Below are 21,105 nucleotides of genomic sequence, written 5' to 3'. Positions count from 1 at the left end.
AGCCAAAAACACATCGCCAATGCGAAGCCAAACGTTTGCGTAAAAAGAGGGGATTGGCCCTACCGTCCCCTGGTAAAAGGGTTTACACTGTCTGCCTTCGCCCTTTGGGGGCGTAATTTGCCGATTTAAAGATAGCCAGTCAGGAGATGCGGATGTTAAAGCGTGAAATGAACATTGCCGATTATGATGCCGAGTTGTGGCAGGCGATGGAGCAAGAGAAAGTGCGTCAGGAAGAGCACATTGAACTGATTGCTTCTGAAAACTACACCAGCCCGCGTGTAATGCAGGCGCAAGGTTCACAGCTCACCAACAAATATGCTGAAGGCTATCCTGGCAAACGTTATTACGGCGGCTGCGAGTATGTAGATATTGTTGAGCAGCTGGCTATCGATCGTGCGAAAGCGCTGTTTGGTGCAGATTATGCCAACGTACAGCCGCACTCAGGTTCACAGGCTAACTTTGCTGTGTTTACCGCCCTGCTGCAGCCAGGCGATACCATTCTGGGTATGAACCTCGCGCACGGTGGTCATCTGACGCACGGTTCGCCTGTTAACCTGTCGGGCAAACTCTACAATGTCGTGCCTTATGGTATCGATGAAACCGGTAAAATTGACTACAACGAACTGGCTGAGCTGGCAAAAACGCACCAGCCTAAGATGATCATTGGCGGTTTCTCTGCGTACTCGGGTATTTGCGACTGGGCCAAAATGCGCGAAATCGCAGACAGCGTTGGTGCCTGGTTGTTTGTGGATATGGCGCACGTTGCTGGTCTGATTGCGGCTGACGTTTACCCGAACCCTTTACCGCACGCGCACGTTGTGACTTCTACAACCCACAAAACGCTGGCCGGTCCGCGTGGCGGCATCATTCTGGCGAAAGGTGGCGACGAAGAACTGTACAAAAAGCTTAACTCTGCGGTTTTCCCTGGCGGCCAGGGCGGCCCGCTGATGCACGTCATTGCGGGTAAAGCCGTGGCGTTCAAAGAAGCGATGGAACCCGAGTTCAAAACCTACCAGCAGCAGGTGGCAAAAAACGCGAAAGCGATGGTCGAGGTCTTACTGGAACGCGGTTATAACATCGTGTCAGGCGGCACTTACAACCACCTGTTCCTGATTGATCTGGTGAGCAAAAACCTGACCGGTAAAGAAGCGGATGCGGCACTGGGCCGTGCCAATATCACCGTGAACAAAAACAGCGTGCCGAACGATCCGAAAAGCCCGTTTGTCACCTCCGGTGTACGTATCGGTACCCCAGCGGTCACACGTCGTGGCTTTAAAGAAGCGGACGTGCGTGAACTGGCCGGCTGGATTGCTGACGTGCTGGACGATGTGAACGACGAAGCCACGATTGAACGCACGAAGCAAAAAGTGCTGGATATCTGTGCGCGCCTGCCGGTTTACGCCTGATCCCGTCAGGTGAGTCAACGGTGGAAAAAGGATGGCCCCGGCCATCCTTTTTTATTGCCCGTCTCACGTGGCTCTGACAAAGTATCGACCTCTTAACACGACCGGTCACACTATTGCTGGAGGGAACATGGCAATCGGCTCCGCCAGATGGCTTGGATTAAGCTATTTCACCTACTTTTTTTGTTACGGTATTTACCTGCCTTTCTGGGGCGTCTGGCTAAAAGGCGTGGGACTGAACCCCGAACAAATTGGCCTGCTGCTTGGCTGCGGCATGGTGGCGCGTTTTGTAGGCAGTTTGTTCATCGCCTCGCAGGTTAAACATCCTTCTCAACTGATTACGGCGTTGCGGCTGCTGGCGCTGCTGACCTGTCTTTTTGCCGTGGGATACTGGACTGGACAACAGTGGTTGTGGCTGCTGTTAGTGATGACCGGCTTTAATCTGTTTTTCTCCCCGCTGGTGCCTTTAAGTGATGCGCTGGCGGCGACCTGGACGCAACAAATTGGTCTGGCCTACGGGCCGGTGCGCCTCTGGGGTTCTCTGGCCTTCGTCATCAGTTCGTCGTTGACCGGTATGCTGGTGACGGCTTTTTCATCCCAGGCGATTTTAATGCTGCTGTCAGCGGGCGTCATAAGTATGCTGGCGGGCATGTTGCTGACGCCGCAAACACACCCTCAGGGCAGCGAACGCAAGAGCAACGTCAGCGGTGGCTGGCAGGCCTGGCGCGATCTGATACGGGAAAACGCGGTCTGGCGTTTCATGGTGTGCGTCACCCTGCTGCAGGGAGCGCATGCGGCCTATTACGGCTTCAGCGCGATCTGGTGGCAGGAAAGTGGCTATTCCGCCTCGTGCATTGGTTATCTGTGGTCGCTTGGCGTGGTGGCAGAAATTGTGATCTTTGCGCTGAGTCACCGTCTGTTTCACCGCTGGCAGGCGCGCGATTTACTGCTGCTGTCCGGCGTTTGCGCGTTAATTCGCTGGAGCCTGCTGGGGGCCAGCACGGCACTGCCGGTGTTGATTGTGGCGCAAATTCTCCACTGCGGTACGTTTACGGTCTGCCACCTTGCAGCCATGCGTTTCATTGCTTCACGGCAGGGTGCGGAGGTGATTCGGTTGCAGTCGCTCTATTCGGCGCTGGCGATGGGCGGCGGTATCGCCGTGATGACGATGATTTGTGGCGTGCTGTTTACCCATCTTCATGGACAGCTGTTTTGGGTGATGGCGCTGGTGGCGCTGCCTGCGCTGTTTCTGCGCCCGCGTCAGGACTCCAGCAAATAGCGAATGCGTTGCTGATGATATTCGGTCAACGGCAATTCTGCATGGATCAGCGGGGGCGAAAACAGCGGCAGGGAGGTGACATAAGGCGAGATAATCAAATCAACTTCGCGCGGCGCGCCGTCGCGCTGAAAGTCATCCACATGCTGATAGGTGATATTAACGGGTAATAAGGTGATTTCCCGGATCTGCTGCTCAACGTCCTGTTCCAGCGCCGGATCGTCACCGGTCAGGAGCAGCACCTGTTTTTCCTGAAGGGCGCTGCTCTGCATCAGCCAGGCACCAAAAATAATGGTTATCAGACTGACTTCTTCCGGTTTAAAACAAATCGCGTATTCCTGCTCAAACGCCACCAGCGCCTGCTGAGTGGTTCGCAGCAGGCGCGGATAAAGCCTGGTTACGTCTTGTGCCACACTGTCATCAATGCCAATAGTAAAGTAAGTGCGATCCAGCGCCTGCGCCAGGTGCGTATACAGTTGCTGCTGGAGTTCGGCACGTTCAGGAAAAGGGGTGCCTGACGAAGCCTCGAAGTCATCGATCAGCTGATGCGTGGCGCGCATGAGCCGCTGTTCACTGGCGTGACGGATGCCGTCCGGATGCGGCGCGTGGATGAGGCTGAACAGTAATGTCCAGAAGTCGGTTTCACTCGCATCCGGTGCGAGATGGCACCGTTTTTTCCAGTGACGAATGACATCAGTGGCCGCGCGGCGCTCCGCCTTCATCGCCAGCCAGGCCTGCTGTTGTGCAGTAAAGAGGGCAGGCTGGCGCTGGCACAGGCCGTATTTCATAAATATTTGTAAAAAGAGTTGATCGCGTGTACTGAAAGGGCGATCAAGGCACAGGCTGCAGTGCTGGATGAGTGCCTGTAGATTGGTTTCATCGTAGAGCGCCTTCTCAATTTTCATTTGCTTAAGGCGCTGGCGAAGCGGTGTCGCAAAATGCTCACAGACAAACGTCTGCGACAGACGCAAACTGCGCCGCAGGTTATGTATAAGACAAATTCGTCTGTCCAGCTCTGTACCATGAATGCGCAAGCTGCCATCCACCATTTGGTGAAGTTCCAGTTGATGATAGCGCTGTATCTCATCACCCACGGCGGCAATATCTTGCCTGGCGGTGGCAGCATCCACGCCGTTAAGCAGGCTTAACCGCGTGAGCGTCAGCACGGGAGTGGGCAGAAACAGCAATAACAACAGGTTGCAGCGGCGCTGAGAAACGGTGAAGAGTGGTGCTGAAGATGTAGCAGAACTCATCAATCAATATTCCCGCTGGCTATTTTTAGCTAAGAATAGTCAACTGCCCTGACCGGTGAAGGGTTTACCCGGTTTTTTGTTCAGAGGTTTAAGGCGGGTCACAAAATTTTGTTACTTATGAAACCTTTTTATCAGGAACGTTACTTTATAACATTATGAAACGCATGTTTTTCGCACTGCTAACCCTGATAAGTTCGTCAGCACTGGCACATCCTCACAGCTTTATTGATATGAAAACGGAACTGGTTGCTGACGGCGATCGGTTTACGGGCTTGAAAATGATCTGGACCATGGATGAGATTACCTCCGCCGATCTTCTTTACGACGCGAGCGATGCGAAACCGGGCACCGTGGTCTGGAAAAAACTGGCAGCCGGCGTAATGGCGAATGTGCTGGGACAACATTATTTTTCTGAAATCTGGCATAACAAGCAGCGGGTGAAGTTCTTGAATCTACCAAAAGAATACAATCTGTCACGCAGTGGCAACAAAGCGGTGCTGGAGTTTGTGTTGCCGCTGGCCGAGCCACCTACATTAACCGGTCAGCGCTTTGAGATTCTCACCTTCGATCCCACATATTTCGTCGACATGTTCTATGACAAGCCTGACGCCTTAACCGTGCCGCCAGCGTTGCAGTCACGCTGCGCCTTCACCTTGCATACGCCAAAGCCGAATGACTCGTTGAAGCAGTATGCCTTATCGCTCGACAAGGCCGATGCGCCACCCGAAGAGATGGATCTGGGCAGGCAGTTCGCGCAAACGGTGATTCTGACATGTCACTGACGACCATAGCGCGGCCCAAAAAACGGCTGTGGCCACTGGCAGTATTCATGGTCGGGCTGGTGACGGCGGTCAGCGCGATCTGGCTGTACTGGCCGCAAATTCTGCTGCAAAGTGTGCTCTGGCAAAAAATCCTCAACCGCGAGATGACGCAGCTCCTGCAACAGGTTGCCGAACATCCGCACCGGGCTGGCCTGTCATTACTGGCGTTTAGTCTGGTGTACGGCATCCTGCATGCGTTAGGACCTGGGCACGGTAAGGTTGTTATCACCACTTTCCTGGCCACTCATCCGGCAAAACTGAAAACCAGCATGAAGCTGACGCTGCTGGCATCGCTGTTACAGGGTTCGGTCGCGATTGTTCTGGTAACCCTGATGCTGGTGGTATTGCACACCTCATCACGCCAGTTGCATCTGAGCAGTTTCTGGCTGGAGAAGGGCAGTTATCTTCTGGTGATTGCCCTGGGAATCTGGACAGGTTATCGGGCGGTCAACTCTCTGTGGCGACTGTTCCGACCGAAACCGGCGATGAACATTCGTGCTCTGCATCCACACCATCATCATGATGATCAGTGCGGCTGCGGTCATGCTCATCTGCCCAGTGCACAGCAGGTAGCCGGTGCCGTTAACGTGAAAACCCAGTTACTGGTGGTGCTGTCGATGGGGCTGCGGCCCTGTTCAGGAGCCATCATGATGCTGCTGTTTGCTAAGGTGATTGGCGTTTACCTCTGGGGCGTCCTCTCGGCGGCGGTGATGGCGATGGGAACGGCCCTGACCATTTCGGCGATTGGTCTGCTGGTGCAGCGATCGCGTTCGCTGGCGCAACGGCTGAGTGCAAACAGCCACATAAGCGATCGCGCACGCAGTCTGTTGCCTCTGTTGGCTTTGCTGGGAAGCGTCATGTTAATCGTTGCGGGCTGTGCGTTATGGCAATCTGCTCAGCCGGGGTTGGCGGGCGGCATCCGGCCTTTCTGATTTCTATAGCAGCGAAAAGCGTTTTTCGCTGCTCATTCTGCAATATATTCCTCACTATTTTTTATTTTTCTGCTGACTGTTTAGTGGTGAAATTTGTTTTCACTGTCTACGCTGTTAATAGTTAAATCACCTCCCAATAATGGGATGAATAAAAACGGAACGATTCCGTGCTTTGCGAGGAAAATATCTCATGGCTGATACCCGTATTAATAATGGCAACACCGATCCGCTGGTAACTGGAACAGCGGGTTTGCCCCTAAAACGTATTTCATGGAGTGCCGTTTTTGCCGGTGTTATTTGCGCACTGATAATTCACATATTATTAACTCTGCTGGGAACAGCTATCGGCGCGACGACTATTGATCCCCTGCAGGAAGGCAATCCGTTTAAACATCTGGGCACCGGTGCGCTGGTGTGGACGGCGATTGAAATGCTTCTCGCCATCGTCGCGGGCGCCTATGTTGCCGGACGTCTGGCACAGCGCGAAGGCGCGCTGCATGGGTTACTGATGTTTGGCATCAGCACGGTGATAACGATTTATTTAGCCGTCAGTCTTGCCAGTAGCGTATTAGGCGGTGCGATGAACATTCTGGGCACGGGCTTCCAGGCTGTCGGTCAGGGTATTTCAGCCGCTGCGCCATCTGTTACCCAAATGGCAAAAGACAAGCTGCAGGAAAACAATATTAATTTAAATGACATGCAGCGTGAGCTGGAAACGACGCTGCGTCAAACAGGCAAGCCTGAATTACAACCTGAAAAACTGAAGCAGGATGCGAATAATGAAGCGCAGAATGCAGAGAACCAGGCAAATAACACCGCTAATCATCCGCAAACCGCAGACACGGATTTAGCTAACTGGTTTAAAGGCGTTATTGATCGTCATGCTGATACATTACAGGCAGCCGATCGTGAGGCGTTGAAAAATATTATTAAAGCGCGCACCGGCAAAAGCGATCAGGAAGCAGAGCAGATCGTTAATCAGGCAGAGCAGAGCTATCAGCAGGCTATGCAGAAATATCAGGAGCTGAAACAGCAGGCTGAGCAGAAAGCCCGTGAAGCCGGTGAGCAGGCGGCTAAAGCGACAGCGAAAGCCAGCTGGTACGCCTTCTTTATCCTGATTATTGAAGCAGTCCTGGCAGGCGTGATGGGCATGGTGGGACGTCGTACTCAGCCACGTCAGGTGTTGGCGAACGAACGTCGCTAACCGAAAGACGTTAAAAAAGGCGGCACAGAATGTGCCGCCTTTTTCTTTAGCGCTTCAGCGCTTCGCTCAGTTCATCGCGCATGGACGACAGCAGCGCTTTAACCACACGAGGATTACCGGCCACAATGTTACCTGAATGCAGGTAACCATGATTGCCGGTGAAGTCAGTAACCAGTCCGCCCGCTTCACGCACCAGCAGTTCACCCGCGGCAAAATCCCACGGTTTCAGACCGATTTCAAAATAGCCATCCACACGACCTGCGGCAACATAGGCCAGGTCCAGTGCGGCAGAGCCGGTACGACGGAAGTCCGCACACTGTGTGAACAGTTTGGTCATGATGTTCATGTAAGCCGGCGCGTGCTGTTTTAGCTTGAACGGGAAACCGGTCGCCAGAATGGTGCCATCCAGATCGCGAGCGATGCTGCCGCGCAGACGGTAGCCGTTAAGCTGCGCGCCCTGGCCACGTACGGCACTGAACAGTTCATTACGCATAGGATCATATACCACCGCCACTTCAGTACGGCCTTTAATGCGTACGGCGATAGAAACAGAGAAGTGGGGCAGGCGTTTGATAAAGTTGGTCGTGCCATCCAGCGGATCGATTACCCATTGAATGTCCTGATCTTCACCTTCAAGTTCACCACTCTCTTCAGTAATAATGGTGTGCTTCGGGTAGGATTTACGAATCACTTCGATAATCAGGCGTTCTGCGTCGCGGTCAACATTGGTTACGAAGTCGTTACTGCCTTTCTGGCTGGCTTCGACGGCGTCCGGGGTTTCATAATTCTTGGCAATTAAATTTCCGGCCTTGCGCGCTGCGCGCACGGCAATGTTGAGCATTGGATGCATCGGTATCTCTCGCTGGATGTTAAAGAACGGGGAAAACGGCGCGGAGTATAGCAGGGTGTTCGGTAAATGTCCTGCTTTATGTTAGAGTACGCGTCATCATTTTCTGACCGATCCCAATTATGTTGCAAAATATTCGTATCGTACTGGTAGAAACTTCTCACACCGGCAACATGGGCTCCGTCGCGCGCGCGATGAAAACTATGGGCTTAACTAACCTCTATTTGGTCAATCCGTTAGTGAAGCCGGATTCACAGGCTATCTCGCTGGCTGCCGGGGCCAGTGACGTGATTGGCGAGGCGAAAATTGTCGACTCACTGGATGACGCGATTGCCGGATGCAGTCTGGTGGTCGGCACCAGTGCACGTTCCCGCTCGCTGCCGTGGCCGATGCTGGATTCACGTGAATGTGGCCTGAAAAGTATTGAAGAGGCCCGGCAGGCCCCCGTCGCCCTGGTGTTTGGTCGTGAGCGTGTCGGGCTGACTAACGATGAATTGCAAAAGTGCCATTATCATGTGGCCATCCAGGCGAACCCGGAATACAGCTCGCTTAACCTGGCGATGGCGGTGCAGATCATTGCCTATGAAGTCCGCATGGCCTGGCTGCAGGCGCAGGACAACGCCAGTCCCAAACCGCAGTACGAGGAATCACCTTATCCGCTGGTTGACGACCTGGAGCGTTTCTACCAGCACATGGAACAGATGATGCTGGAAAGCGGATTTATCCGTGAAGCCAATCCCGGCCAGGTAATGAGCAAGCTGCGTCGTCTGTATACGCGTGCCCGTCCTGAGCGCGACGAACTCAATATTCTGCGCGGGATGCTCGCCTCGTTCGAGAAGCGTAAAGGACCGAAACAAAACGGCCCTGAATAGTTGAGTAAAACGCCAGGTTAAATAGTTGAGTAAATTACTTGGTTAAATAGTTGACCAAATTACTCGGGAATGTCAGACTTGCCGTCATCTTCGCTAATCCTCCGATAACCGGACGCTATTGAGGTTGTATGCTATGAGACTGACATCCAAAGGACGTTACGCTGTTACCGCTATGCTGGACGTTGCCCTGCATTCTCACCAGGGCCCTGTTCCACTGGCTGACATCTCTGAACGCCAGGGTATATCGCTCTCTTATCTGGAGCAGCTGTTCTCGCGGTTACGTAAGCACAATCTGGTATCCAGCGTTCGTGGTCCGGGTGGCGGTTATCTGCTGGGCAAAGAAGCCAGCGCGATTGCGGTGGGTGAAGTGATCTCCGCGGTTGATGAATCTGTGGACGCCACCAAATGCCAGGGCAAAGAAGGCTGTCAGGGTGGCGAGCGCTGTCTGACCCATGTGTTGTGGCGTGACCTGAGCGTCCGTATTAGCGAATTCCTGAACAACATTACGCTGGCTGAGCTGGTGAATAATCAGGAAATCCTGGATGTGGCCGACCGCCAGAATGCTAACGACAATCGTCGTTTCCAGCACGCCCGCGCACAGGAAATCAACGTTAACCTCCGCGCCTCCTAATCCTCTGCTTCTCCGGCCCTTACTGCTAACGCGGCAGGGGCTGAATCTGCTATAAATACGTATGATTTTTTATACGGAGCTGTAGCGCAATGAAATTACCGATTTACCTGGATTATGCCGCCACGACGCCGGCCGATCCGCGTGTGGCCAGCAAAATGATGCAATTCCTGACGCTGGATGGCACGTTTGGTAACCCGGCCTCCCGTTCGCACCGTTTCGGCTGGCAGGCAGAAGAGGCGGTGGACGTTGCGCGCAATCAGGTCGCGGAGCTGGTCAATGCTGACCCACGTGAAATCGTCTTCACCTCCGGGGCCACCGAATCCGACAATCTCGCCATTAAAGGCGCAGCCCATTTCCACCAGTCGCGTGGTAAACACATCGTCACCAGCGTAACCGAACATAAAGCGGTCATTGATACCTGCCTGCAACTTGAACGTGAAGGCTTTGAGATCACCTGGCTGACGCCAGCAGCGAATGGCCTGATCGCGCCTGACGACCTGCGCGCCGCGCTACGTGACGACACGGTGCTGGTTTCCATCATGCACGTGAATAACGAAATCGGTGTGATTCAGGATATCGCTGCGCTGGGCGCCCTGTGCCGGGAGCGGGGCATCCTGTTCCACGTCGATGCGACGCAAAGCGTCGGGAAACTGGCTATCGATCTCGCTGAACTGCCTGTTGATCTGATGTCGTTTTCCGGTCATAAAGTTTATGGTCCTAAAGGCATTGGCGCGCTCTATGTCCGTCGTAAGCCGCGTATCCAGATTGATGCGCAGATCCACGGCGGCGGTCACGAGCGCAATATGCGATCGGGCACCTTACCGGTGCACCAGATTGTCGGCATGGGTGAGGCTTACCGCATTGCCAAAACGGTGCGTGAAGAAGAGATGGCCCGCTTGTCGCTGTTGCGTGACAAACTGTGGCACGGCATCCGTGAGACAGGCGGCGTAACGGTGAATGGTGATTTGCAACACAGCTGCGCCAACATACTTAACGTCAGTTTTGCTGATGTTGAAGGTGAGTCGTTGATCATGGCGCTGAAAGATCTTGCGCTGTCGTCCGGATCGGCCTGTACTTCCGCCAGTCTGGAACCTTCCTATGTTCTGCGCGCACTCGGTCTGAACGAAGAACTGGCCCACAGTTCACTTCGCTTCTCACTGGGGCGGTTCACCACTGAAGAAGAGATCGATTATGCCATTGCGCTGGTGCAGAAGTCCGTGACGCGCCTGCGTGAACTCATGAAGTCATAATCAGGCCTGAAGAGGCTGACCACTGCGCACCGGCAACGCCTGCGGTGTGCGGCGTAACATCTGTATGAAAAGCCGTCGCTAAAACAGGCTGGATGAAACGAATAACGAATACGGAGCCCTACAATGAGTACACAACCGATGAATATCACGCTCAGCAACCAGCCCGCCGATGCGCGCTGGGGTGACAAAGCACTGTTAAGCAGCAATGAAAACGGTATGACCGTGCACCTGCGTGAAGCCGATGCGTTGATGAGCATCCAGCGTGCCGCGCGTAAGCTGGATGGGCAGGGCATTCGTCATGTTGCCCTGACGGGCGAAGGCTGGCATCTGGAGCAGTGCTGGGCCTTCTGGCAGGGCTATCGCAGCCCGAAAGCCAAAAACAGCGTTGACTGGCCGCAGTTGGGTGAACATGAACAGGCGGAATTTGATCGCCGCCGTAAGATCGTAGGCTGGGTGCGCGATACGATTAACCTGCCTGCAGATGATTTAGGGCCAGAGACGCTGGCACACAGTGCCGTAGATTTACTGAGCGAGTTAGGTGGCGAAGCGGTCAGCTATCGCATAACCAAAGGCGATGATTTACGTGAGCAAGGCTATATGGGCCTGCACACGGTAGGACGGGGCTCAAACCGTCCGCCGGTTTTCCTGGCACTGGATTTTAACCCCACCGGCGACAGCGAAGCGCCGGTTTACGCCTGCCTGGTCGGTAAAGGGATTACCTTCGATACCGGTGGCTACAGCCTCAAAACCAGTGCCACCATGGACTCCATGAAGTCAGATATGGGCGGTGCCGCGACGGTGACCGGTGCACTGGCCATGGCCATCGCGCGCGGACTGAAAAAGCGCGTCAAACTTTACCTGTGCTGCGCGGATAACATGGTCAGCAGCAACGCCTTTAAGCTGGGTGACATCATTCGTTATCGCAATGGCAAGTCGGTAGAAGTGATGAACACCGATGCGGAAGGTCGTCTGGTCCTGGCAGATGGTCTGATCGATGCCAGCGAGCAGAATCCGACGCTGCTGATCGATGCGGCAACGCTGACCGGTGCCGCGAAAACGGCGGTGGGCAATGATTATCACGCCTTGTTTACCTTCGACGATGTGCTGGCGCAGTCGGTGATGGGCAGTGCGGTCAGTGAAAACGAACCGTTCTGGCGTTTGCCGCTGGCAGAGTTCCATCGCAGTCATCTGCCGTCAAACTTTGCCGATCTGAATAACATCGCCAGCCCGGCACATTCTGCCGGTGCCAGCAGCGCGGCGGCGTTCCTGTCCTATTTCGTCAGCCACTATCAGCAAGGCTGGTTACATATCGACTGCTCAGCGACGTACCGTAAGAGCGCGGTCGATCAATGGTCGGCAGGCGCAACCGGCCTGGGCGTGCGCACTATCGCCAACCTGTTACTCAAATAAATGCAATCTCCGCGGTGACCTGGTCACCGCTTTTTGAAGGTAGAAGTGAATGATGAACCGTCTTGAAGAGGTGCTGAAGCTGGCCGCCACGGAGCCTGCCCATCGTCCTGAGTTTTTTCAGCTACTGCTGGAGGCGGATGCATGGGTGCCGGGGGAAAGCACCCAGCAGCAGTTGGATGCCAGCACGCCTGTCGACCTGCAGCACTGGGAAAAAGAAGATGGCAGCAGTGTGATCCCGTTTTTTACCTCCGAACAGGCGATGAGCGAGGCGATTAACGATGAGCAGCCTTATGTGCGGCTGCCGGTACGTACGCTGTTTGAAATGACCCGTGGCGAAACGCTGTTTCTTAATCCAAAGTTGCCCACGGGCAAAGAGTTTTCTGCGGCGGAAATCAGTCATCTGCTGGGGGAAGAGGGCAGTGCCCTGATGCAGCAAACGGTGCTGAAAGGCGGTCAGTCACTGCTGCTGTCAGAAATCGCGGAACCGCCCGCGCAGATGATCGACTCGCTGACGCAGTTGTTCAGCAAATACAAGCAGGTTAAACGCGCTTTCATTGCCAGCATTCGTGAACAGGCGGATGATGTGCCTAATCTGTTGATTGGTATTGAAGCGGACAGCGATATTGAGGCAATTATTCAGGCGGCCGGCAGCGTAGCCACCGATACATTACTGGATGATGCACCCATTGATGTGTGTGAGATTACGGCAGAGGACCGCGGAATCAGTCACTTCTTTACCGCGCACATTACGCCCTTTTATGAACGCCGCTGGGGCAGTTTCCTGCGTGAGTTCAAAGGTGGTCAGCGGATCATCTGACACACTGCGCGGCCTGTTCGGCCGCGCGTTTACCGTTACTTCGCAATCGGCAAATCATCCCGGCTGCCCCATTCGGACCAGGATCCGTCATACAGCGTCACTTCCCTTGCACCCAGAGCCGTCAGCGCCAGAATCAACACCACCGCAGTCACGCCAGAGCCACAGCTGGCTACGATGGGTTTGCTGATATCCACACCGGCTTCCGCAAAGCGTGAACGCAGTTCGGCTTCCGGCTTGAGTGCGCCCTGCTCGACCAGGCTATTCCAGGGCAGATTAAGGCTGTTGGGAATGTGCCCACGGTGCAATCCCGGACGGGGTTCATCGACCTCAGCATTAAAACGGTTCGCCGCGCGCGCATCGACAATTTGCGCGCCGCCTTCATGGCTAATCAGCAAGACATCCGTCAGGCGTTTCACCAGGCCTTCATCGAACTGTGCATCAAACTCACCTTCCGGCAGACTGACCTCGCCCTCAGCCAGCGCATAACCCGCCGTTTTCCAGCCCTGCAGACCGCCAGCCAGAATGGAGACCTGTGCCACGCCAAAGGCGCGCAGCATCCACCACGCGCGGGGCGCAGAAAACAGATTGCCTTCATCATAAACAATCAAATGCTTATCACTGTTGATGCCCAGTTCGCGCATCGCCACCGCGAAGCTTTCGGCCCGGGGTAACATGTGGGGATAAGGGCTGGTGTGATCGGAAAGCGTTTCAATATTGAAAAAAGGTGCACCAGGCAAATGCTCCGCCAGATATTCTTTTTGAATATCGCGCGTGGCTTCCATGCCCGGCGGCAGCATACGCGCATCCAGAACCTGGAGCGTGCCGTCATTAAAATGTTCTTGTAACCAGTCGGCGGACACAAACAGTGGCGTCGTCATAACAACCTCTTCTTTGCAATCTGTGATGCCAGTGTCGGGCAATGTGCCCACCATCTCAAGAGAAGCGTTGATTAAATGCGAAGGTTGATGTGAAATCGTGCAGCATTATAAAACAATTCCCCTGGGGCACGGTGAAGGATTTACCATGAAACAACGCATTAACCGGCTGCTGTTCAGCATGCTGATCGGCGGCGCGCTGCTGTATGCCGCCACGTTACCTGCTTTTTCCGTCAGCGCAGAAACGCCTGCCGCCAGTGCGCAGGTCAGTAAGCCGCTGAGCATTATCGACCTCTCCGAGCTCCAGCTCGATGGTGCCGCCGCACTGGTGTTAACGTTCAATCAGCCGCTTGATGATAAGCAGGACGTGGCCAAAAAAGTCCGGCTGACGGACGATCAGCGCGGCAAGGTGGATGGCGGTTGGGAGCTGTCCGGGAATCGCAAGGCGCTGCGTTTTCGCCATCCTGAACCCTCACGGCACTTTACTGTGACCGTCGATCCGGGCTTGCGCGCCGCCAGTGGTGAAACGCTGACCGCGGCTTACAGCCAAAAAATCACCACGCGCGACATTGAGCCGATGGTGGGCTTCGCCAGTCGCGGTTCTTTGCTGCCATTGCGTATTGCGCAGGGCCTGCCGGTGCTGGCCTTGAATGTCGATCAGGTGGATGTCGATTTTTTCAGGATTAAAAACGCGGGCCTGGCGCAATTCCTGTCCCAGTGGAATAACGGGAGTAATCTCTCAACCTGGCAATCTCAGGAGCTGCTTAAAACCAGCGAGCTGGTTTACAGCGGCCGCTTTGAGCTTAACCCGGCACGCAATACGCGGGAAAAACTGCAGCTGCCGCTAAAAGACATCAAGCCGCTTCAGCAACCGGGCGTTTATCTGGCCGTGATGAAACAGGCCGGCACGTATCATTACAGTATGCCAGCCACGCTCTTCACCCTGAGCGATATCGGCCTGTCACTGCACCGTTTTCCGGGCCAGTTTGAGCTGTTTGCCCAGAGTCTGGAAAACGGCGATCCGCTCTCAGGCGTCAATGTCAGAGTCCTGAACGATAAAGGGCAGGTCCTGCAAAACGGCACCAGCGACAGCAGCGGGCATGTGCGTCTGAAAGCCGAAGACAAGGGCAAGTTCCTGTTGGCAATACAGGGCGATCAAACCTCCCTCATCGATCTGGCTCGCCCGGCATTAGATTTAGCCGAATTTCCCGTGGCGGGACCGGAGGGCTATGACAAGCAGCTGTTCGTGTTTGGCCCGCGCGATATCTACCGTCCCGGCGAAACGGTGATCGCCAATGCGCTGCTGCGTGATGCTGATGGCAAACCGTTACCGGCCCAGCCGGTTAAAGCCGAAGTGGTACAGCCCGACGGTGAAGTGGTGCGCACCTTTGTCTGGCAACCGCAGGACGGGTTGTATCAGCAGCGATTCAGCCTGCCCACGACCGCCATGACCGGTGGCTGGATGCTGCGACTTAACACCGGTGATAACCTGCCGCGTCAGTGGCATTTCCGCGTCGAAGATTTCCTGCCAGAGCGCATGGCGCTGACGCTGAAAAACGATGAGCAACCTCAGCCTGCCGATGCGGATATCACCTTTAACGTTGAGGGGCGTTATCTCTATGGTGCGCCTGCGGCGGGGAATGCGCTGCAGGGGCAGCTCTATCTACGTCCTGCCCGGGACGCGGTGGCAGCGCTGCCTGGCTATCAGTTTGGGGATATCACTGAGGAGGGCGTCAAACGCAGCCTGGGTGATGTGGATATCAAACTGGATGCGAACGGCAAAGCCCAGCTAACCGTCGAGAATCAGTGGGACCAGCTTCACTCGCCGCTAAACCTGATTTTACAGGCCAGCCTGCTGGAAACGGGTGGACGGCCTGTGACCCGACGTGCCACTCAGGCGATCTGGCCCGCGGAGGCGCTGCCGGGCATTCGTCCCCTGTTCGGCAACAAGTCGATCTACGATTACCGCACTGACAGTTATCGCGATGAGCCGACCGTGCCGGAAAACAGCCTGGCCGATTTCGACATTGTTTACGCCAACAGTCAGGGCGAAAAGCTGGCGGCAGAAAAGCTGAATGTGCGCTTGATTCGCGAACGTCGTGATTACTACTGGAGCTTCTCTGACAGTGAAGGCTGGCAGTCACGCTACGACGCGAAAGATCTGCAGGAAGATGAGCGATCGATTACGGTGCCCGCTGAGGGCAGTACCAAAGTCAGCTTCCCGGTCGAGTGGGGCAGCTACCGACTGGAAGTGCAGGCGGGTGAAAAAATTGTCAGCAGCGTGCGTTTTCAGGCGGGCTATGACTGGCAGGATAATACCAATGGTACGGGCGCTCTGCGCCCGGATCAGGTCAAACTCCGCTTAGACAAAGCCGCTTATCAGCCCGGAGAAACCGTGCATCTGCAGGTGGAATCGCCCACGGCCGGCAAGGGCTATCTGATGGTTGAGTCCAGCAGCGGCACGCTGTGGTGGCAGCCGCTGACCGTTCCGCAGGGCGGGACGACGGTGGATGTGCCGATTGCCAACAGCTGGCAGCGTCACGATCTCTATTTTAGTGCCATCGTCGTACGGGAAGGGGACAAAACCAGTGGCGCTACGCCAAAACGTGCCGTCGGACTGCTACATCTGCCGATGGCGACCGACGCGCGCCGCCTGACCCTGACGCTGGATGCGCCCGAAAAGGTTCGCCCTGAGCAGAACCTGACGGTCAATGTGCAGGCCAGTCGTGAAGGCGGCCCGCTGCCGGATAAGGTGCATGTGCTGCTGTCGGCGGTGGACAGCGGGGTTTTGAGCGTGACGGATTACAAAACCCCGGATCCCTGGCAGGCCTTTTTCGGCCGTAAACGTTATAACGTCGACCAGTACGATGTGTTTGGGCAGTTGATTGAAGGCGGCGGACGCCTTGCAGCGCTGCGCTTTGGCGGCGACGGCGAAGACGACACGCTGACGCGCGGCGGCAAGAAACCCGTTACCCACGTCAACATTGTGGCGCAGCAGCTACAGGCTGTTACGCTGGATAAAAACGGCAAGGGCTCGATCACGCTCCCTGTCCCGGCATTTAACGGTGAACTGCGCCTGATGACGCAGGTCTGGAGCGATGACAGCTTTGGCGCGGCAGAGCGCAAGCTGGTTGTGGCGGCGCCGCTGGTCAGTGAACTGGCCACGCCGCGCTTCCTGGCCAGCGGCGACAGCGCATCGCTGGCGCTGGATATCACCAACCTGACTGATTTACCGCAAACGCTGAAGGTGGATCTCGCAGCCCGGGGGCTTATTGCGCTGTCCGGCGCGGCCACGCAAAACGTGACGCTGGCCAAAGGTGAGCGGAAAACGCTACAGGTGCCGGTCACCGCGCAAAATGGTTTTGGTGACGGTGACGTTCAGGTCACGATTTCAGGCCTGAATCTGCCGGGTGAGCAGGTGCGGCCCAGCCAGCAGCAGTGGAAGATTGGCGTCAGGCCCCCTTATCCGGCCCAGACGCTCAGTTTTGACGCGGTGATCAACGGCGAGCAGCCGTGGCAGGTGACGGCGGCAGCCTTTGCCGGCCTGGACGCGGCTACGCTCAGTGGACAACTGACGCTGAGTAATCGCCCACCGTTGAATATTGCGCGCTATATCAGTGCGCTTTATGCCTATCCCTACGGTTGTCTGGAGCAAACGGCGAGCGGGCTGTGGCCATCGTTGTACACCAGCCAGGCGCAACTTACCGCCATGGGTATCAAAACCAGCTCTGATGAGGTTCGCCGGGCAGCGGTGGAAACCGGTATTGCCCGGTTGGCGGGCATGCAGCGCGCGGACGGCAGCTTTGGTTTATGGGGCAAACAGAGCGAAGAAGAATTCTGGTTAACGCCTTACGTAACGGATTTCTTACTGCGCGCCAGTGAGGCGGGCTATGCGTTGCCTGATGAGGTCGTCAGCCGGGCGAACGCGCGCCTGCTGCGTTATCTTCAGGACCCGGCGCAGATCACCGGAGGCGGCAGCCAGCACCTCGAAGCGTTACGTTTCAGCGTGCAGGCTTATGCCGGACTGGTGCTGGCGCGCCAGCAGCGGGCACCGCTGGGTGCCTTACGTGCGCTGTATGAAAAGCGTGACAAGGCCCAGTCGGGCCTGGCGCTGATGCAGTTGGGCATTGCGCTGAAGTTAATGGGTGATGAACAGCGTGCGCAACTGGCGGTGATGCAGGGGGCAACGCTGCCACGCGCTGAGAACCGCTGGTTTGGCGACTACGGCAGTACCGTGCGCGATCAGGGCATGATGATTGCGCTGCTGGCTGAAAATCAGCTGCAGCCGGACCTGCAAAACAGCCTGCTGCTGTCACTGTCTAAAGAGGTGACGGGCAAGCGCTGGTTCTCTACTCAGGAGAATAATGCCCTTTACCTGGCGGCCCGGACGCTGCAAACCGCCAACGGGCAACGCTGGCAGGCGCAACTTTCGGGTAGCGATCAGCCTGTGAGCGGAGATGCGCCGCTAAATAAAGGACTGGATCATCAGCAACTGACTCAGGGCGTTGACGTACGTAATGTCGGCAGCACGCCGCTGTACGCCAGTCTGAACGTGGTCGGCTATCCGCTGAGTCCACCTGCGCCAGTCAGCCATATGATGGCGATTAAACGCGAGTACTTTACGCTGGATGGGCAGGCTGCCGATTTGAATAATCTGCGCAGCGGAGAACTGCTGGTGGTGCGCCTGACGGTCTCAGCCAAACGCAGCATTAGCGATGCGCTGGTGGTGGATTTATTGCCCGCCGGTCTGGAGCTGGAAAATCAGAACCTGGCGGACAGCAGTGCCAGTCTGGGGGACAGCGCCGATGCCTTAAAAGAGAGCATGATGGATATGCAACAGGCCAGCATCAGGCATATTGAGTTCCGTGATGACCGCTTTGTTGCCGCTCTGGCCGTCGATACGTATCGTCCCACCACGCTGATTTATCTGGCGCGGGCAGTTACACCGGGGCGCTATCAATTGCCCCCGCCGCAGGTGGAATCCATGTACGTGCCCGAATGGCGCGCCATTGGCAGCACACCGCAGCAGCTGCATGTACAGTAATCGGGTGCGTGCGTGATCAGGCACATCAGAAAGCGGTGGCTGCTGGCGCTGCCGCTTTGTGTTCTGGGGCTGCTGCTTGCGCTGCTGATACTGGACCGGCTGTCACCACTGCCGCTTAAAGCGGTCCAGCCTGCGCGAGTGGTGGTTGCGGAGGACGGTACGCCGTTGTGGCGATTTGCCGACAGTCAGGGGATCTGGCGCTATCCGGTCACGCCGGAAGAGGTTTCGCCCGCCTATATCCAGGCGTTGCTGACCTATGAAGATCGCTGGTTCTGGTATCACCCTGGTATTAATCCGCTGTCTGTGCTGCGGGCCGCCTGGCAGAATCTTCGCTATCGTAGTGTGATTTCCGGTGGCAGCACTTTAACGATGCAGGTGGCACGGCTTATCGACCCGCAGCCGCGGACGCTGCGCGGCAAGCTGATTCAGACATGGCGTGCCCTCCAACTGGAGTGGCACCTGTCAAAACGCGACATCCTGACGCTTTATCTTAATCGCGCGCCCTTTGGCGGCACGCTGGAAGGTATTGGCGCAGCCAGCTGGAGCTGGCTGGGCAAATCCCCGTCGCAGTTAACCCGCGGGGAAGCCGCCTTGCTGGCCGTGCTGCCGCAGTCACCCAGCCGCCTGCGGCCCGACCGCTGGCCGGAACGGGCTGAGGCGGCACGTAATAAAGTGCTGGACCGTCTGGCGCAATATCACGTCTGGTCTGCGCGTCAGGTGGCCGAGATCCGCCAGGAACCGGTCTGGCTGCCACCACGGCAAATGCCGCAGATGGCACCCTTGCTGGCCCGGCGGCTGTTGTCGATCAGCACTCACGAAAAAATCGTCTCAACGCTGGACCCGTCGCTGCAGCGTGAGCTGGAAAGTATGACGCTGAACATCAAAAATCAGCTGCCGCCGCGCACCTCGCTGGCCATTCTGGTGGTCGATCACACCACCATGGCCGTACGTGGGTATGTTGGTTCCGTTGACTTTGCTGACGACAACCGCTTCGGGCATGTCGATATGATTGCCAGCGTACGCTCACCGGGATCGATCTTAAAACCCTTTGTTTATGGCATGGCGCTGGATGACGGGCTGATTCATGCCGAGTCGCTGCTGCAGGATGTGCCGCGCCGTTTTGGCGACTACCGTCCGGGTAACTTCGATACCGGTTTTCATGGGCCGGTCAGCGCCAGCGAAGCGCTGGTGCGTTCCCTTAATCTGCCTGCGGTGCAGGTGCTGGAAGCGCTGGGTCCCAAAAATGTCGCGGCCCGCCTGCGCAATGTCGGGCTTAACCTGCGCTTTCCGCCCGGCGCCGAGCCGAATTTGTCATTGATCCTGGGGGGCACCGGCGCGCGCATGGACGAGATCGTTGCGGCGTACAGCGCTTTCGTGCGTCGGGGCAACGCCGCGCAACTGCGCTGGATGCCCGATCAACCGTTGCAGCAGCGGCCTCTGCTTTCGCCCGGCGCGGCGTGGATTATCCGCCGTGTCCTGGCGGGTGAAGCGCAGCCTGCGGGCAAAGGGAACCTGCCTGCGGTTGTACCGCTGGCGTGGAAAACCGGCACCAGCTATGGCTATCGCGATGCCTGGGCGGTGGGCATGAATCCCCGCTATCTGATCGGCGTCTGGGTTGGCCGTCCCGATGCAACGCCCGTCGCAGGGCAGTTTGGTTTTGCGTCTGCCGTTCCCGTGATGAATCAGGTAAACAGCGTACTGATGAACCGTTTAGCCGGACAGGAGGTGCCCGTTGATCCTCGTCCCGCATCGGTTACGGTGGCCAGCATCTGCTGGCCGGGCGGACAACCGCTGCCTGTGGGCGATGAAAACTGCCGCCAGCGCCGCCAGAGCTGGGTGTTGAATGACACATTGCCGCCCACTTTGCTGGCATCGGGCCAGGAAAGCCTCAGCGGTTTACGGTTGCGCTACTGGCTAAATGACCAGGGCCGCCGCGTGGCGGCTGACTGTCCGCACGCTGTCAGCCACGATCGTTTACTGTGGCCCTTACCGCTGGAAGCCTGGCTACCGTTGCAGGAGCGACGGCGTCAGCGGTTACCGGCTATCGACAGTCAGTGCCCGCCACTCACGCAGGGCAGCAGTGCGCCGCTGATTGTCACAGGCGTCATTGACGGGCAACGGGTGCAGCCGTTGCCGGGTAATTCCACCCTGGTCATGCCGGTTGCGGCACAGGGCGGGCAGGGTAATCAGCGCTGGTGGTTTTTGAACGGTGAACCCGTGACGGCGGAAAACCAGAGCGGCACGCTGTCGCTGCGTCTTGATCGCTCAGGTGACTATCAACTGGTGGTGATGGATGAAGCCGGGCAGCTTGCGACCGTTAACTTCACACGGGGATGATGGTTTTTTGCGCTAAATCAGATTTGAAAGCCTTCCGCATCGACACAGATCAAGATTTTTCAAGAAATTATGGGTTCTGTGATAGGCAACGTCACACTCAACCCCTATAATCGGCGCCGTTTCTTAGCCGGGG

At 56.4% G+C, this 21,105-nt stretch carries 15 protein-coding genes; 12 read left to right on the top strand and 3 right to left on the bottom strand.

Translation table 11 applies throughout. The features are described from left to right. Positions 1 to 152 precede the first annotated feature (152 nt). Both glyA and C1N64_RS18010 read left to right on the top strand, forming a co-directional pair. The gene (gene glyA / locus C1N64_RS18015) at positions 153 to 1,406 is read left to right on the top strand and encodes a serine hydroxymethyltransferase (RefSeq protein WP_033740908.1); all 1,254 of its coding nucleotides are present in this window, start codon (positions 153 to 155) and stop codon (positions 1,404 to 1,406) included. Between the two features lie 127 nt (positions 1,407 to 1,533). Beyond that, positions 1,534 to 2,682 (top strand): 3-phenylpropionate MFS transporter, encoded by a 1,149-nt coding sequence (locus C1N64_RS18010; RefSeq protein WP_110268117.1) that lies wholly within the window; start codon positions 1,534 to 1,536, stop codon positions 2,680 to 2,682. Here C1N64_RS18010 and csiE read toward each other — a convergent pair. Next, positions 2,664 to 3,932, bottom strand: coding sequence for a stationary phase inducible protein CsiE (csiE, locus tag C1N64_RS18005; RefSeq protein ID WP_375093545.1), 1,269 nt, complete (start codon positions 3,930 to 3,932; stop codon positions 2,664 to 2,666). The two genes, C1N64_RS18010 and csiE, sit on opposite strands and share 19 nt — an antisense overlap. A 155-nt stretch (positions 3,933 to 4,087) precedes the next feature. Here csiE and C1N64_RS18000 point away from each other — a divergent pair, with 155 nt between their 5' ends. The 3 genes from C1N64_RS18000 (at position 4,088) to C1N64_RS17990 (ending at position 6,889) form a co-directional block, all read left to right on the top strand. Beyond that, positions 4,088 to 4,714 (top strand): DUF1007 family protein, encoded by a 627-nt coding sequence (locus tag C1N64_RS18000; RefSeq protein ID WP_006120642.1) that lies wholly within the window; start codon positions 4,088 to 4,090, stop codon positions 4,712 to 4,714. After that, the gene (locus C1N64_RS17995) at positions 4,705 to 5,685 is read left to right on the top strand and encodes a nickel/cobalt transporter (protein WP_039340000.1); all 981 of its coding nucleotides are present in this window, start codon (positions 4,705 to 4,707) and stop codon (positions 5,683 to 5,685) included. Before C1N64_RS18000 ends, C1N64_RS17995 begins: the two co-directional genes overlap by 10 nt. Positions 5,686 to 5,875: 190 nt before the next feature. Then, positions 5,876 to 6,889, top strand: a complete 1,014-nt coding sequence (locus C1N64_RS17990; protein ID WP_367143767.1) for a TIGR04086 family membrane protein — start codon at positions 5,876 to 5,878, stop codon at positions 6,887 to 6,889. Between the two features lie 46 nt (positions 6,890 to 6,935). On the opposite strand, the gene suhB is transcribed toward C1N64_RS17990, so the two are convergent. Beyond that, on the bottom strand, positions 6,936 to 7,739 hold the full coding sequence (gene suhB, locus C1N64_RS17985; protein WP_006120639.1) for an inositol-1-monophosphatase: 804 nt from the start codon (positions 7,737 to 7,739) through the stop codon (positions 6,936 to 6,938). 119 nt (positions 7,740 to 7,858) lie between these two features. Between suhB and trmJ the strand changes: the two genes are divergently transcribed. From trmJ to sseB, 5 genes are all read left to right on the top strand, one after another. Further along, on the top strand, positions 7,859 to 8,608 hold the full coding sequence (trmJ, locus tag C1N64_RS17980) for a tRNA (cytosine(32)/uridine(32)-2'-O)-methyltransferase TrmJ (protein WP_006120638.1): 750 nt from the start codon (positions 7,859 to 7,861) through the stop codon (positions 8,606 to 8,608). 133 nt (positions 8,609 to 8,741) lie between these two features. Continuing rightward, on the top strand, positions 8,742 to 9,239 hold the full coding sequence (iscR, locus tag C1N64_RS17975) for a Fe-S cluster assembly transcriptional regulator IscR (RefSeq protein WP_375093542.1): 498 nt from the start codon (positions 8,742 to 8,744) through the stop codon (positions 9,237 to 9,239). Between the two features lie 89 nt (positions 9,240 to 9,328). Next, entirely contained in the window at positions 9,329 to 10,489 is a 1,161-nt protein-coding gene (locus C1N64_RS17970; RefSeq protein ID WP_006120636.1) for an IscS subfamily cysteine desulfurase, read from the top strand. 123 nt (positions 10,490 to 10,612) lie between these two features. After that, the gene (gene pepB, locus C1N64_RS17965) at positions 10,613 to 11,899 is read left to right on the top strand and encodes an aminopeptidase PepB (RefSeq protein ID WP_006120635.1); all 1,287 of its coding nucleotides are present in this window, start codon (positions 10,613 to 10,615) and stop codon (positions 11,897 to 11,899) included. A gap of 52 nt (positions 11,900 to 11,951) precedes the next feature. Continuing rightward, entirely contained in the window at positions 11,952 to 12,716 is a 765-nt protein-coding gene (gene sseB, locus C1N64_RS17960) for an enhanced serine sensitivity protein SseB (RefSeq protein WP_394515517.1), read from the top strand. Between the two features lie 35 nt (positions 12,717 to 12,751). On the opposite strand, the gene sseA is transcribed toward sseB, so the two are convergent. Then, a complete protein-coding gene (gene sseA, locus C1N64_RS17955) occupies positions 12,752 to 13,594 on the bottom strand; it encodes a 3-mercaptopyruvate sulfurtransferase (protein WP_185199099.1) in 843 nt (280 codons plus the stop codon). 145 nt (positions 13,595 to 13,739) lie between these two features. Here sseA and C1N64_RS17950 point away from each other — a divergent pair, with 145 nt between their 5' ends. Together C1N64_RS17950 and pbpC are read left to right on the top strand one after the other, a co-directional pair. Further along, on the top strand, positions 13,740 to 18,635 hold the full coding sequence (locus C1N64_RS17950; RefSeq protein WP_394515050.1) for an alpha-2-macroglobulin family protein: 4,896 nt from the start codon (positions 13,740 to 13,742) through the stop codon (positions 18,633 to 18,635). A 12-nt stretch (positions 18,636 to 18,647) separates the two neighbouring features. After that, positions 18,648 to 20,972, top strand: coding sequence for a peptidoglycan glycosyltransferase PbpC (gene pbpC, locus C1N64_RS17945; protein ID WP_394515049.1), 2,325 nt, complete (start codon positions 18,648 to 18,650; stop codon positions 20,970 to 20,972). Positions 20,973 to 21,105 lie beyond the last annotated feature (133 nt).

Source organism: Pantoea sp. SGAir0215 (assembly GCF_043543215.1).
The sequence above is the reverse complement of the archived record's forward strand: the minus strand, read 5'-3'. Positions and strand labels throughout refer to the sequence as shown.

Coding starts and splice junctions, on each gene's coding strand:
- glyA (WP_033740908.1), top strand. CDS start 153: ATGTTAAAGCGTGAAATGAACATTGCCGATTATGATGCCGAGTTGTGG.
- C1N64_RS18010 (WP_110268117.1), top strand. CDS start 1,534: ATGGCAATCGGCTCCGCCAGATGGCTTGGATTAAGCTATTTCACCTAC.
- csiE (WP_375093545.1), bottom strand. CDS start 3,932: ATGAGTTCTGCTACATCTTCAGCACCACTCTTCACCGTTTCTCAGCGC.
- C1N64_RS18000 (WP_006120642.1), top strand. CDS start 4,088: ATGAAACGCATGTTTTTCGCACTGCTAACCCTGATAAGTTCGTCAGCA.
- C1N64_RS17995 (WP_039340000.1), top strand. CDS start 4,705: ATGTCACTGACGACCATAGCGCGGCCCAAAAAACGGCTGTGGCCACTG.
- C1N64_RS17990 (WP_367143767.1), top strand. CDS start 5,876: ATGGCTGATACCCGTATTAATAATGGCAACACCGATCCGCTGGTAACT.
- suhB (WP_006120639.1), bottom strand. CDS start 7,739: ATGCATCCAATGCTCAACATTGCCGTGCGCGCAGCGCGCAAGGCCGGA.
- trmJ (WP_006120638.1), top strand. CDS start 7,859: ATGTTGCAAAATATTCGTATCGTACTGGTAGAAACTTCTCACACCGGC.
- iscR (WP_375093542.1), top strand. CDS start 8,742: ATGAGACTGACATCCAAAGGACGTTACGCTGTTACCGCTATGCTGGAC.
- C1N64_RS17970 (WP_006120636.1), top strand. CDS start 9,329: ATGAAATTACCGATTTACCTGGATTATGCCGCCACGACGCCGGCCGAT.
- pepB (WP_006120635.1), top strand. CDS start 10,613: ATGAGTACACAACCGATGAATATCACGCTCAGCAACCAGCCCGCCGAT.
- sseB (WP_394515517.1), top strand. CDS start 11,952: ATGAACCGTCTTGAAGAGGTGCTGAAGCTGGCCGCCACGGAGCCTGCC.
- sseA (WP_185199099.1), bottom strand. CDS start 13,594: ATGACGACGCCACTGTTTGTGTCCGCCGACTGGTTACAAGAACATTTT.
- C1N64_RS17950 (WP_394515050.1), top strand. CDS start 13,740: ATGAAACAACGCATTAACCGGCTGCTGTTCAGCATGCTGATCGGCGGC.